Consider the following 13,460-nt stretch of genomic DNA (forward strand, 5'->3'; position numbering starts at 1 on the left):
AAAGATAATCATAGAGCAAAAGTGAGGTAATGTGGTAAACCTTTTAGAACTTTGCAAAAATTTACAGCAAAAAATAGAAAAACTGGAAGCAGAGATAGAAAACTTAAAAGCAGAAAATAAAGCTTTAAAGATAGAGAACGCTGAATTAAAGGAAAGGCTCGGTTTAAATTCAAAAAACTCATCCCTGCCCAGCTCAAAAGAGCTATACAAAATAAAAAAGGACAAGCCAAAAAGCGAAAGGAATGTTGGCGATCAGGTTGGGCATAAAGGAAATTTTCATGCCACAATGGAAGCGGATAAAGTAGTAAAAATAGAGTTGCCTAATATTTGCGAATGCGGAGGAGAGCTTGTAATATGCGAAAAACCTTATGTTCACCAAAAAGTTGATCTTCCGGAAATTAGGCCTTATGTAGTAATTGGAACATGGTCGTTGTCGGAGATGCAGAAAAAGAAAAAGTAGCAAGTTACCAGAAGGTGTTACGCCAGATACATTTGGTCCAAGGGTTAAGTCTATAATTGGAGCACTCAGCGGATTTTACAAAAACTCAAAGCGTGAAGTGGCTAGTATCATAAATGACATTTTTAATTTGAACATAAGTGTTGGCAGCATATCAAATCTTACTATTACCCACAAATATAAATGTACTTATAAATAAAGTATTACAATATTAAAGTTTGCAAATATTGAGGGTATAAAAATGGCAAACGAGAGTAATGAATGGGCTAAAAATGAATTTGGAGATGCTGTACTTGGAGATAAAAGATTAACTGACCGATTAGTAAAGATTGCTGATAGTTTGATAAGTTTACCTGAAAGCTCAATTAATGAGGCATGCAGAAGTTGGTCAGAAGCAAAAGCAGCATATCGTTTTTTTCAAAATGAGAACGTAAAAGAAGTCGATATTCTAGCTTCACACATTGATAAAACAGTTGAAAGAACAAAAGCTCATAAAAGAATTCTTGTGATTCAAGATACAACTTATATTTCATACTCAAGCCATAAGCGGATTGGGAACTATTGCTGGAAAAGGAGCAGTAATGCATACAGCCCTTGCTGTTAGTACGGAAGCTGGGAATACTGGATCAAAAGATTTACTCGAGGCAACTCATTTCTGAAGAAGAAAAAAGACTAAAGAGCCATCGTAACAACGTTCATATTGAGGATAAAGAAAGTATGAAATGGCTAGAAAGTTTAAAGAAAACAAATAATATTATAGATCTGGCCCAAACCGAAGCTATAACTGTATGTGACAGAGAAGCAGATATGCATGATTTTTTTGAACTTGCACATAATCTTAACTCAGAAATTTTAGTAAGAGCTTGCCACAACAGAAATGTAAATAAAAAATTCATGCATACCAGGAACAAGCAAAAATTATGGTCATTTATCCAAGGCCTCCCTTGCGCTGGAAAAGTAGAAGTTGAAATCCCTGCTAGAGATAACAAGCAAAAAAGGACAGCGTTTTTAGAAATTAGATTCGGAAAATTTATCACATGAAGGCCATATAAAATGTAAAGAAGGTCACATAAAATATAAACCGACAGAGTCTACAACTTCACGCAATTCATGTTGTTGAAAAAAACTCTCCTCCCGAAGCAAGTCCTCTAGAGTGGATGCTTTTTTCCGGTCAGTACTTTTGAAGAAGCTGTTGAAAAAGTTAGTTGGTATTGTTTGAGATGGAAAATAGAGATATTGCATAAGATTTTAAAATCTGGTCTCAAAGTTGAGGAATGTAGACTTGGAACAGCAGAAAGATTAATGAGGTATTTAACAGTCATGAGCATTATTGCTTGGAGAATTTTCTTTATTACATCAATTGCAAGAACTAACCCAACATTACCATGTACTGCCTTATTAGCTGAGGAAGAATGGAAAGTTTTATATGTTAAAATACACAGGAAACCATGTCCAAATATAGCCCCTACTATAAAAGAAGCCGTTTCGTGAACTTGGAGGTCATTTAGCAAGAAAAAGCGACCCAAAACCAGGACCAATTACTCTTTGGAAAGGGTGGAGACGTCTCTTTGATCTAGCAGAAGGATGGCGACTTGCTCACGAACCTCATATTTGTGGGTAATAGTAAGGTTTCTAAGGGAGGGAGTAGTAGTAATACTGCTTCCTTACCTGACCAGTTTGCTCGTGATAAAGGTTTTGAGAAACGCGCTCAATACTATGCTGCTAAAGCTTATTCAAGTCAAGCTCACAAAGGTGATCAAAATCTTAAAGGAGTTATTTTTATTGCTATCGCCGATTTTATCTTATTTCCTAACAAGCTGGCTTACAAATCTGATCACGTTACTTTTGATAAAATTACCTATGAACATGATCTCAAAGATTTTAGTTGCACTTTCATCGAGCTACCAAAGTTTAATAAGACAAAAGAAGATCAGCTTTCAAATATTGTTGAAAAATGGATTTATTTTTTTAGTGCGACCCTGAAAGTCGTGGTTTTGTGGTGGTTAAATTCCACTTTCCCTAGACATCGGGGATAATGTATATCTCACATTTTAAAGGGTGGCAACCTTTGGGGTGCAAGCATGAGATAAAAGCAGGTAACACTAAACCTCATGGTGAATCCTTGCAAACAGAGTTAGATATGATTACGAGAGGAACCTATGTTTGAATTGTCGTCAAAGCATAGTATGCGAAAGGAGGTTGAATTACGCATAGACCAAAACGGTATGAAGCAAAAGTGGAACTAAAGATTGAAGACTTTAGTTATTGATGTTCCCAGCTTCCGGCAAATAGTAGGAATCTAAGTTTAACGTGAAACGAAGCCATGGAACGGAGTAACCACATAAAAGCTCTTATATTCATTAAAATATAAGTAGGTAGCCAACCACAAGCTGCTATGTGGAAGAAGAAGCTAATGCCCAAAGTAATATCTGGGATATGCAGACGTAAACACTTTAATTTGGAAGGTAAAGTGGTGAATAGTAGTGAATATGTTATGGACCAGCAAAAAGCTAGGTATGAATGGAATTCCTTGGCGAAAGCTGAAGAAATCTTCATTTAAGCTACAAAAACGAATTTACCAAGCTTCTAAATGTAATGATATCAAAAAGATGCACAACCTTCAGAGATTATTACTCAAATCAACAAGTGCAAGAACGATCGCAGTTAGAAGGGTAACTCAGGACAACAGAGGGAAAAAAACTGCAGGTATTGATGGAAAAGCTAACCTTAGTCAAAAAGAAAGATTGCAATTGGCAAACTCCTTAGATATAAGAGAGAAAGCAAAGCCATCAAGACGTGTCTGACCTGGTAAGCCATCGGAATATCGCCCGCTTGGTATACCAACTATATCGTGTCGAGCAAAACAAACACTTGTAAAAATGGTGTTGGAACCAGAATGGGAGGCAAAACTTGAGCCAAACACTTATGGTTTTAGACCTGGTAGATCATGTCATGATGCAATTGAAGCCATATTTGATGTGCTAAAACAGAAAACAGCATATGTATTAGATGCTGATATTTCTGGATGTTTTGACAATATTAACCATAATAAACTGCTTGAAAACCACACCAACGTTAAAGAAAATCATAAGAAGATGGTTAAGGGCAGGCGTTATGGAAGATGGAAAGTTTCAATCCACAAAACGTGGTACAATTCAAGGAGGCACCGTTGCTAGCTTGTGTTGCATTACACGGATTAGAGCAACATGTCAAAAAAGCATTAACAAACGAACTCTTTCAATGCATGAAAAGAAAATATGGTAGGATATCGCATAAAAACGCGCAAAAGTCTATTAGTGTAATTTTCTACTGTGATGATTTTGTCATCATACATGAAAACGAAGAGATTATTCTTAAAGCAAAAATTTTAGTTGAAGAATGGTTAGAAACCATTGGACTAAAATTAAAGCCCTCTAAAACAAGAATTTCTCATACATTAAGAACCATTGACGAAACAAAACCAGGATTTGATTTTCTTGGATTTTCAATAAGACAATATCCAACAAAAGAAAGTAAAAAAGGTTACACATTATTAATAAAACCAAGTCGTAATTCTATAAAGCAGCATACATTTGCTATTAAACATAAACTTAGAGAAATGCGTGGGGCGCCACAGGAAGTAATAATAAGGAATCTCAATCCAATAAACAGAGGATGGAGTCAATATTACTCTTCGGTAGTTTCATGTAAAATCTTTAGCTCATTGGATAATACTATACATAGAAAGCTCTGGAAGTGGGGAGTCTTTAGGCACCCAAACAAAGGGAAATGCTGGATAAAAAGAAAATACTTTAAAAAGTATAATAACGATAACTGGCGCTTTATGACAAGTAACAAGGTACGTCTTACTATACACAGCGATCACGTTATTAAACAAAGTGCAAAAAACCAGATCTCCATATGATGGTGATTGGGTATATTGGGGTAAACGTCTGAGAAAAATACCAGATAAGCCATTAAGAGTAATAAAACTATTGAAGTTACAACAAAGTAAATGTGATAATGTAGACTATGGTTTGAAAGTGATGATATAATAGAAATACATCATAAAGACCGGAATAGACGAAACAATATGATCAAAAATTTATCTTTGTTACATGGGCATTGTCACGATGAATTACACAGGAGGTGTGCATGACAAGCACCAAATTAGAGAGAAGCCGTATGAGGCGCAAAGTCTCACGTACGGTTTTGAAGTCGAGTGAGGAGGGGCGACCTTCTTCACTTAGACAACAGTATGCAGATGAAACTACAGATGAAGACCTAAGGAATATAGCAGAAAAATCACCAATAGTAAAGCTAGCATATGATGAGTTAGACAAGTTTTGCTGGAATGAGAAAGATTTAGTAGCATATGAAGAAAGAATAATGGATCTACGTAAGGAAGAAGCCATTCTTGAATACAAACTTGAGGAAGGTATAGAGAAAGGAAAAATCGAAGTTGCAAAAAATTTACTTAAAGCTGGTGTATCTGTTAATTTAATAGCTGAATCCACTGGCCTTTCTCAAGCTGAAATTGTACAGCTTAAGCAAGAAGTGGCCTAAGTATCACGGTTTTCAGGGCTTTTTTAGCTCGGCAGTGGTCTGAAAAGTCCATTTTTCACTTTATAAAATGTTTATATTTTACCACCTACTTTATTTGAATAAGTTCTTCTGCCACACTCTGAACGGATACTTGAATCAGGCTCAAGTTGACAAGTAGATGTTATCTTGTTATAATAAATATTTATTAATTTAATCTTAACTTAAGAGGGTATTTATGGTAGCAAGTGATAGTGTTTTAAAAAGGTATGCGTTAGCCTATATAAAGAAATTAGGTAATAATAATAATATTGAAGGGTTTCTACAGTATTGTAATAATACACCGAATTTAACTTGGAGCAAGGAGAATTTTAAAAATGTGTATGAAGAATTTACATATCCAAATTCAAGCAATAGGCACGATACAGGAAGCAGAAATGATCAATATAACGCAGGGAATAACACACAACCTACAGGCCCTCAGACTACACATATACATGTATACAATGATAGAGGTTTAGATTTTTGGGATTATTTACTACTTCGCAGCCTTTTTGGTGGTCATACTACAGTTATAAATAACCCTGGTTTCAGTAGTGGTAGCCATCAAAGCAGAGAAGATAAGAAAAAAGACTCAGAAGACAATAGAAAGTTATTAGCTTTAGGTATGGTAGCTGCAGTTGTGTGTGTTGCTTTCCATGCTGGTATGTGTTTTTGGTATAACAGCAGCAGAAAAGTGGCTAGAAAAGAAGAAAAAATAGATTACCTGGATAGTAAATTTAAAACGTTCAGAAATATAGAATTTGCGGTTGGCGCTGTTTCTTTGGCAGCTTTGGTAGCTTGTGCTGTTTACCCAGTCTTACCAGTGTGGGGTTTAGTTATCCTTGGCGTTAATTCTCTTGTGTGTTTTACTGGTGGTTTAGCTTTTCATATGAAGCATGAGGAAGAATCAGAAAATATCGAGAAAGCTAAAGGAGCGGTAGATAGCTGTCTTAGACAAGGGCATGGTTATGGAGATTCTTCTCGTTATGATGCACCACCTCCTTACTTTTCTCAAGATCCTAATACTACTCCAACTGCTCCTCCTTGTAGTGAATTTGATAATTCTAATGCGAAACGGCAGTTTGAGAATTGTGAGGGGTTCACGTATGATAGAAATCAATAGTTTTATTTTTAGCCAAATTAATTGAATCAAGCCACAAAATCTGCTAAAGTTAACTTTATGAAAGCACCCTTAGCTCAGTTGGATTAGAGCATTTGACTACGGATCAAAAGGTCGGGCGTTCAAGTCGCTCAGGGTGCACCACATTTTATAGGAAGCAGAAGTCACACTTGAAATTAATATATGCAATACCTATCTTTAAAGGTTAAGCACTAAACTATTATATATGAGCAAAAAAGACTACTATGAGCTACTGGAAGTAGGCAGAAATGCCAGTATTGATGAGATAAAAAAAGCGTATAAAAAATTAGCGTTAAAATATCATCCTGATAGAAATCCTGGCAATCAAGAAGCAGAGGAAAAATTTAAAGAAGTAACAGCTGCATATGAAGTTCTGTCTGACTCTGAGAAAAGGGCAGGCTATGACCGTTATGGCCACGAAGGTGCTTCTGGTGGATTTCAAGGCTTTAGCTCTGCAGGAGATTTTAGCGACATATTCAATGACTTCTTTGGTGGAGGATTCGGTGGTGGTGCAAGTAGATCGAGAGCAAAAAGAAGTACAACAGGAGTATCTGGAGCAGACCTACGTTATGATCTTGAAATTACCTTAGAAGATGCATTTAAAGGAATACAAGCGCCTATACATTATGTGACAAATGTAAAATGTGATACATGCCAAGGCACAGGTGGCGAAGGAGCAATTAAACCAGTTCAGTGCCACACATGCCAGGGAAGCGGTAGGATTAGAACTCAACAAGGCTTTTTTACCATCGAAAGAACATGTACTACATGCTATGGGGAAGGAGAAATAATACAAAACAAATGTAAGAAATGTGGTGGAAGTGGACGTAGAAGAGATGAAGTAAATATATCCGTTTCAATTCCAAAAGGCATAGAAGAAGGAGCTAAGGTAAGGATAAGTGGTAAAGGAGAAGCTGGAACAAAAGGTGGAAAAAGTGGAGATTTATACGTATACGTGAAAATAATTTTCCATAAAGTCTTTGCTAGAAATAAAGCAGATTTACACTGTAAAGTGCCTATAAGAATGACACTAGCAGTGCTTGGTGGTGAAATCGATATTCAATCAATTGATGGAGCTAAAATAAAAGTAAAGGTCCCTGAAGGCACTCAAACTGGTACCAAACTACGTTGTAGGGAAAAGGGTATGCCATATATGAACTCACGTGCTCGTGGTGATTTATACGTACAGGTAATAGTTGAGACTTTAAATCCAAAAAATTTAACTAAAAAGCAAATTGAACTATTAAAAGCGCTTGAAGAAGAGGAAAATGCAAGTGTACAACAGCAATCTGAAGGGTTTTTTAGTAAAGTAAAAAAAAAATAAGAAATCTGCTAAATGACATAAAGGGGTAACTGTTTACGGGTTTTCATTTAATCCTGCAATTCTTTGACCTTATTAATGGAAAACTTAACAATAGTGTTATTATTAGCCAACAGAAACTTCTTAGTTCCTTAAAACTATGTAAAAGCAATAAATTTCTTTATTTAAGGTCGAAGTTTTGCTATTCTCAGGTTTTAATAATTTAAATTTAATGAATATAAACAAAAATGAGTTTTTATTTCTTCCGCTTGGGGGAGTAGGAAGAATCGGGATGAATGTTAGCCTATATCATTACCAAGGTAAGTGGATTATGATCGACCTTGGTGTTGGTTTTGCAGATGAAACTATGCCAGGTGTTGAGCTGCTCATTGCTGATATAGATTTTATTGCTCAAAGAAAAAAAGATTTACTTGGAATAATCATTACACATGCACATGAGGACCACTGCGGTGCAGTGCCCCACTTGTGGGAAGAGTTGCAGTGCTCCATATATACAACAAAGTTTACGGTTAATTTTCTTAAAGAGAAACTAAAAGAATTTCGATTGGAAGGTATAGTGCCTGTGAAAGAGGTAGACATAAATGGCAGCATAAATTTGGGTCCTTTTACCGTCGAGTTTATAAATGTAACTCATTCAATTCCTGAGGCAAATTCAATATTAATTAGCACTGAAATGGGTAGTGCACTCCATACCGGAGACTGGAAATTTGATCCAAAACCTGTTGTTGGATTAACTTCTAATATGGAGCGTCTAAAAGAAATTGGCGATAAAGGTGACCTGCTTGCAGCAATTTGCGATTCAACCAATATATTAAGCAAGCATCACCCTGAGTCAGAAGGTGAAATTTATAATAATATTTATAACATAATAAAGCGGTCTAAAAAATTAGTTGCTGTTTCGCTATTCGCTTCAAATGTGGCACGAATTGAAACGATAAGCCAAGCTGCAAAAGCACTAAATAGAAAAGTAGTTTTACTTGGTAGATCTTTATGGAGAATAGTGAAAGTTGCGCAAGATAGTGGTTATTTAACTGATTCTCCTCAGTTTCTTGAAGCAAAGGAAGCAGTAAATTTTCCAAGGAAAGAACTGGTGCTACTTTGCACAGGTTGTCAAGGTGAGCCACTGGCAGCTACCGCAAGACTTGCTGCTAAGAGTCATCAAGCATTTAAAATGCAGCAAGGTGATACCATGATCTTTTCGTCAAAAATCATTCCTGGAAATGAAACTCGTGCGCACAACATGCTCAATGCCTTTATTGAGATGGGGGTAGAAGTTATTACTGAAAAAACAGAGCATGTTCATGCTTCTGGGCATCCAACAAGAGCAGAGCTAAAGGAAATGTATTCTTTAATAAAACCGAAGATGTCTATTCCAGTTCACGGCGAATATATTCACACGCATGCACATGTAAAATTTGCTAAAGAGTGCGGTGTGGCAAAAGCAATAATGATTGCACCAGGTGATATTGTTAATTTGGAGAACGGAGAAAAGGTTGATTCAATTGATGTTGACTACTTTGGTATTGATGGTATGCTGCTACGTCATCCGGAGAGCAGTGTTATAAAAATGCGTAAAAGAATGAGAGATGCCGGAGTTATTGTGGTAACAGCAGTTGTAAACAAGAAAAATAAATTGCTTGCTAAACCAAAAGTATTTGTACCTGGTGTTTTTGAAGTGCTAGAAGATGCAGCTACCATACAGAAAATTGTCAAGAAAGTTGAGTCGTTGTTTAGTTTGCAGCCAACAAAAAAAATTAAAAATAAGATTGAAAGTTCAATATTGAGTATCTTAAAGGAATATTTACTAAAAAGGCCTATAATTGAGGTTCAGATAGAACAGGTATGAAATGAATGAAGCTATTCGTTCATCTGGTGTTATTTATTTCGTTATTTATTCCTTATTTTACAAAAGCTGCTTTATATGTTGATATAAAAAAAAGCAGTGTTGGTAACATTGGTCTTGTTGTATCTAAATGTACATGTAAAACAGCGTTGGAAAGCGAATTAAGCGAAAATATTGCAAAGGTAATAGGAACAAATTTATCTAATTGTGGCTTATTTAATGTAAAACGTGGCGCGGAAGCTGAATCTAAATCTTGGAAAAGCGATACTGTAGTCACAGTAAGTTTAAGCGAAATATCTGGTAGTGCATTAGAGCTATCATTTCGTTTATTTGACACTTTTACAAAAAGAGAATTACTTACTCAGTCAGTTGTTTTTCCAGCAAAAGACTGGAGAAAAATTGGTCACCTCGTTTCGGATGTGATACATGATAGATTAATTGGTGAGAAAGGGCACTTCAACACAAAAATCACGTATATCGCTGAAGAAAAAGATAGCAACTACAAATCTGTGCGTAAAATTGCTGTGATGAATCAAGATGGAAGTAATATAAAATACTTAACAAATGGCGATAGATTTGTGTCAACACCGAGATTCTCACCAAATGGAAAGGGTATTGTTTATATCTCGTACGCAAATGGTAAAAGTTATATAATATTAAAAAATTTAAAAGATAACACTGAATTAATAATCAGCGCATTTGAAGGAGTTGTTTCTGCACCAAGATTTTCTCCCGATGGTAAATCTCTTTTAATTTCCCACTCATTGGGTGGTGAAACGAATATATTATCTTTGGATTTAAGTAGTAAACGAACAAAAAAAATTACTAAAGGTTCAGCTATAAGCACTTCTCCCTCTTTTTCTCCAGATCAAAAGTATATGGCTTTTAGTTCTGATATAAGTGGGAGTCAGCAACTGTACGTTATCGATTTTACTAACAAAAGTAAAAAACCTAAAAGAATTAGTTTTGGAAGTGGAAGATATGCTACGCCTGTTTGGTCGCCAAAAGGAGATCTGATAGCTTTTACAAAGATTCAGTCAGGAAAATTTTACATAGGAGTTATGAAGCCAGATGGCAAAGAAGAACGTCTGCTTTCAGAGGGGCATAAAATTGAATCCCCGGCATGGCTACCAAATGGTAGAGAAATCATTTTTACAAGAACAGAATCACCAAGCAACTCTAAACTATATTTAGTAGACTTAGTAAAGAAAAATCAAAAAATGGTTTCCACTCCCACAAATGCTTCTTTACCGGATTGGTCTTATTTTTGAAAGTAGATCTATTATAGGTTTGATATGAGCCTTATTTTACTTTAATCGCTTATAACCTTTGGCACTACGAAATACCCATGCTCAGGTTTTGTATTGGACAATATCTCTTTTTTAATGTTTTGAGAATTTATAACATCATCGCGTACATGAATGTCCTTGTCTATACTGCCATAACGCATAGGAGAAACACCTTCAGTATTAACTTGCAATAAAGTATCGTGTATCCAATCCAGCATTGTCAGTTCTTTGGAGTAGTGATCAATCTCGTCATTTGATAACTTAATCCTTACAAGCTGTGCAATTTTAAGCATTTCTTCCTTGGTAATTGTTATTTTTCTCTTATTTGCAAATTCTATTAGTGAAGTAATAACGTCTTCTGTTGACTTAGCTGGCATTTCTACCTCCTTGGATGAAGTGAGTTAAAATATTTACAACCGAAACAACTTCTATTTTACCAGTTTTTTCAAGTTTGTGAAGTATGGTATCCGTAATCACTAATTTATCTAAAGAAGAGGAAGAGATTTTCTCAACTGCACTTCCTGAAAGCACACCGTGTGTGATGCATGAAGTTACGGACTTTGCTCCGTAACTTTTTAAAGCAAGAGCTGCATTACACAATGTTCCACCAGAGTCAACTATATCATCAACAATGACACAATTTTTGTTTGCAACTTCTCCTATTATGTTCATTACTTGAGATGTGCCTGCTTTCTCCCTATATTTATCTACTACAATAATCTTATCACTTAACCCTATCTTGTACTTTTCCTCTAAAGTCTTTGCAAAAGCACGTGCTCTACCAATTGCTCCAACATCAGGTGCAACAATTGCCAAATTTTCCGTGTGTATAGAGTCAACAAATGCTTCAAAGCAGTTCAAATTAGTTATCGGTACATCAAAGAATCCTTCAATTTGACTTGAGTGCAAATCAATAACTGCAACACTACTTGCACCTGCAGTTTGAATAAGATTTGCAACTAATTTGGCACTTAAAGCAGACTGCACATTATTGTTCTTGATAATTCTATCTTGCCTGCTATATCCATAATAAGGAATAATTACTACTATCCTTTTGGCTCCTAATCTATTTACTGCATCAATTATGAGCAGAAGCTCCATAAGGTTATCATTCACAGGGGGAGAAAGAGATTGTATTATATATACTTCTTGATTATATAGATCATTTGCTACTTCTACATTTACCTCGCCATCGGTAAACTTTGATATCCAAGCAGAGGATGGTTGAACATCTAGCCGGTTAACTACTGATTCCCCTAATTCCTTACTAGCATTACCTATTATTATCTTCATAACGCACTAATTGAGTTTTTAAGATTATACAGAAATTGTAAAATAATTGAAATGTAAGTGTCTTTATCTAGCATTCTTGTCGGTGAATTAGGTACCTCTTGTACAATGACCTGTCATTTTCACGCGTTGTTTCAATATACAGACCCAAATTGAAACAACTATACAAAATCCTGCTTATGTTTCAAGATAAATGACTTTAATGAAATATAATTTATCTAGTCATTTGTATCTGCTAACATACTACACTTCCCATTGTAGAGCCTCTGCAACTTACTGAAATTTATAATCGCTTTATAAAAAGTTTTATACTCTTTGCTTAATTGGAGGCGCTACCTCTGCACTTTCTGCTCTGTCTAGGGTACTACTTGGTTTTTCTGCAGTAATTTTTTGAATGCTACCATCTACCTTATTCTTGATATCTGCTCCATATGATCTTAATACTTCAATAGCTTTCTCGTTTCCACTATTCAGCGCAATATCCAAAGCATCCATTCCATCATTATTTTTGTGGTTGATAAAATTCTCTAACTCAAAGATTTTTATATATTGCTCAATGATGAATTCCACCACTTTTCCAGGGCAATTATTAGCAGCAGGAAAGAGTACTGCATTGTTATTATTGTCTTTCTTTGTTACATCTGCTTTGAGCTTGTCTATCAAATACTTGATAATTTCTATTCTGCTATCATCTTCTGCTTCAGTGCACTGCCTAGCAGCTAAAAACAGAGCTGTTCGCCCATTATTGTCCACATCTTCAATATCTTGTCCCTTATCAATTAAGGCTTGTATTATATTTTTGTTCCCATATAAAGCAGCAAAGTGAAGAGGAGTATACCCTTCGGTGCTTTCTCTTTCATTAATCAATGCACCATGGCTAGCTAGTAATTCTATAAATTCTGGCGTATTTGCAAAAACTGCAAAGTGCATTGGTGTTAGATCATCTTTACCATGATTTTGAGTTTTTGCATTAACGTTTGCTCCATTTTTTATCAGCAATTTTGCTATTTCTAATTGTTTGCGTCCGATGGCAATATGCAGTGGCGTACGATTGCGTTCATAATGATCATTGACGTTTGTGCCACACTTTATTAGTAGTTCTGCAGCTTCAATATTACCTTCCTGAATTGCAACGTATAAGGAAGCATATCCATCTTTTGTTTCCTCTGTCATACGAAATTGCGAACATGTTAGTTCATATATTATTAAGGATTATTATTAAGTTTTTATTAATACAATATTAATGTAGCGGGATGACGAGCTTATCGTCATCCCGCCGCGAACCGTCATACCACTGCGAACCGTCATCCCGCCGCGGTATCTCTAGATCCCGCTAACAACTTACTATTACCCACAAATAAAAACATAATATTGTATTTACTCAAATAATTTAATTTTATTAACCTGAAAGCTTATTAGATTAAAATTATTAAACTAAGAGTTATAATTTTAGCAACTAAAAGCTGTAAATTGCACCATATAAACAGTTATTTCAAGCAAAAGTTATGCCATTAAGAGCTATGCAACAAACATTTATATTTGTGGGTAATAGTAAG

General features: G+C 35.4%; 9 protein-coding genes, 1 tRNA gene and 5 pseudogenes. 12 read left to right on the forward strand and 3 right to left on the reverse strand.

Going from position 1 to position 13,460, the window contains the following annotated elements; translation table 11 throughout:
• Positions 1–31: 31 nt before the first annotated feature.
• The 12 genes and pseudogenes from ACIPNH_RS05350 to ACIPNH_RS05405 form a co-directional block, all read left to right on the forward strand.
• Positions 32–644, forward strand: a pseudogene (locus ACIPNH_RS05350) (DUF6444 domain-containing protein); the annotation flags it as partial.
• Between the two features lie 54 nt (positions 645–698).
• Positions 699–2,078: pseudogene (locus ACIPNH_RS05355) on the forward strand (IS4 family transposase).
• A gap of 52 nt (positions 2,079–2,130) precedes the next feature.
• Positions 2,131–2,427 (forward strand): annotated as a pseudogene (locus tag ACIPNH_RS05360) (PD-(D/E)XK nuclease family transposase); the annotation flags it as partial.
• A gap of 519 nt (positions 2,428–2,946) precedes the next feature.
• Positions 2,947–3,261 (forward strand): reverse transcriptase N-terminal domain-containing protein, encoded by a 315-nt coding sequence (locus ACIPNH_RS05365; RefSeq protein WP_218939165.1) that lies wholly within the window; start codon positions 2,947–2,949, stop codon positions 3,259–3,261.
• Between the two features lie 21 nt (positions 3,262–3,282).
• Positions 3,283–3,633, forward strand: a pseudogene (locus ACIPNH_RS05370) (reverse transcriptase/maturase family protein); the annotation flags it as partial.
• On the forward strand, positions 3,579–4,361 hold the full coding sequence (locus tag ACIPNH_RS05375) for a group II intron maturase-specific domain-containing protein (RefSeq protein ID WP_400772116.1): 783 nt from the start codon (positions 3,579–3,581) through the stop codon (positions 4,359–4,361). The pseudogene ACIPNH_RS05370 and the gene ACIPNH_RS05375, both read left to right, overlap by 55 nt.
• 329 nt (positions 4,362–4,690) lie before the next feature.
• Positions 4,691–5,002, forward strand: a pseudogene (locus ACIPNH_RS05380) (nuclease/transposase family protein); the annotation flags it as partial.
• 214 nt (positions 5,003–5,216) lie between these two features.
• Entirely contained in the window at positions 5,217–6,143 is a 927-nt protein-coding gene (locus tag ACIPNH_RS05385; protein WP_264723760.1) for a hypothetical protein, read from the forward strand.
• A 63-nt stretch (positions 6,144–6,206) separates the two neighbouring features.
• A tRNA-Arg gene (locus tag ACIPNH_RS05390) sits at positions 6,207–6,284 on the forward strand.
• Between the two features lie 82 nt (positions 6,285–6,366).
• The gene (gene dnaJ / locus ACIPNH_RS05395; RefSeq protein WP_400772118.1) at positions 6,367–7,485 is read left to right on the forward strand and encodes a molecular chaperone DnaJ; all 1,119 of its coding nucleotides are present in this window, start codon (positions 6,367–6,369) and stop codon (positions 7,483–7,485) included.
• A 208-nt stretch (positions 7,486–7,693) separates the two neighbouring features.
• Positions 7,694–9,328, forward strand: coding sequence for a ribonuclease J (locus ACIPNH_RS05400; RefSeq protein WP_400772120.1), 1,635 nt, complete (start codon positions 7,694–7,696; stop codon positions 9,326–9,328).
• A gap of 5 nt (positions 9,329–9,333) precedes the next feature.
• The gene (locus ACIPNH_RS05405; protein WP_400772121.1) at positions 9,334–10,596 is read left to right on the forward strand and encodes a protein TolB; all 1,263 of its coding nucleotides are present in this window, start codon (positions 9,334–9,336) and stop codon (positions 10,594–10,596) included.
• A 41-nt stretch (positions 10,597–10,637) separates the two neighbouring features.
• On the opposite strand, the gene gatC is transcribed toward ACIPNH_RS05405, so the two are convergent.
• From gatC to ACIPNH_RS05420, 3 genes are all read right to left on the reverse strand, one after another.
• Entirely contained in the window at positions 10,638–10,991 is a 354-nt protein-coding gene (gene gatC, locus ACIPNH_RS05410; RefSeq protein ID WP_015588776.1) for an Asp-tRNA(Asn)/Glu-tRNA(Gln) amidotransferase subunit GatC, read from the reverse strand.
• Positions 10,981–11,907 (reverse strand): ribose-phosphate diphosphokinase, encoded by a 927-nt coding sequence (locus tag ACIPNH_RS05415; RefSeq protein WP_155968767.1) that lies wholly within the window; start codon positions 11,905–11,907, stop codon positions 10,981–10,983. Before ACIPNH_RS05415 ends, gatC begins: the two co-directional genes overlap by 11 nt.
• Positions 11,908–12,210: 303 nt before the next feature.
• A complete protein-coding gene (locus ACIPNH_RS05420) occupies positions 12,211–13,077 on the reverse strand; it encodes an ankyrin repeat domain-containing protein (RefSeq protein WP_006280296.1) in 867 nt (288 codons plus the stop codon).
• Positions 13,078–13,460 lie beyond the last annotated feature (383 nt).

It is taken from the genome of Wolbachia endosymbiont of Drosophila barbarae (assembly GCF_044752445.1).
Classification (GTDB): domain Bacteria; phylum Pseudomonadota; class Alphaproteobacteria; order Rickettsiales; family Anaplasmataceae; genus Wolbachia; species Wolbachia pipientis.

Excerpts from the sequence above, each read along its gene's own strand:
- ACIPNH_RS05365 (WP_218939165.1), top strand. The coding sequence starts at position 2,947 with ATGTTATGGACCAGCAAAAAGCTAGGTATGAATGGAATTCCTTGGCGA.
- ACIPNH_RS05375 (WP_400772116.1), top strand. The coding sequence starts at position 3,579 with ATGGAAAGTTTCAATCCACAAAACGTGGTACAATTCAAGGAGGCACCG.
- ACIPNH_RS05385 (WP_264723760.1), top strand. The coding sequence starts at position 5,217 with ATGGTAGCAAGTGATAGTGTTTTAAAAAGGTATGCGTTAGCCTATATA.
- dnaJ (WP_400772118.1), top strand. The coding sequence starts at position 6,367 with ATGAGCAAAAAAGACTACTATGAGCTACTGGAAGTAGGCAGAAATGCC.
- ACIPNH_RS05400 (WP_400772120.1), top strand. The coding sequence starts at position 7,694 with ATGAATATAAACAAAAATGAGTTTTTATTTCTTCCGCTTGGGGGAGTA.
- ACIPNH_RS05405 (WP_400772121.1), top strand. The coding sequence starts at position 9,334 with ATGAAGCTATTCGTTCATCTGGTGTTATTTATTTCGTTATTTATTCCT.
- gatC (WP_015588776.1), bottom strand. The coding sequence starts at position 10,991 with ATGCCAGCTAAGTCAACAGAAGACGTTATTACTTCACTAATAGAATTT.
- ACIPNH_RS05415 (WP_155968767.1), bottom strand. The coding sequence starts at position 11,907 with ATGAAGATAATAATAGGTAATGCTAGTAAGGAATTAGGGGAATCAGTA.
- ACIPNH_RS05420 (WP_006280296.1), bottom strand. The coding sequence starts at position 13,077 with ATGACAGAGGAAACAAAAGATGGATATGCTTCCTTATACGTTGCAATT.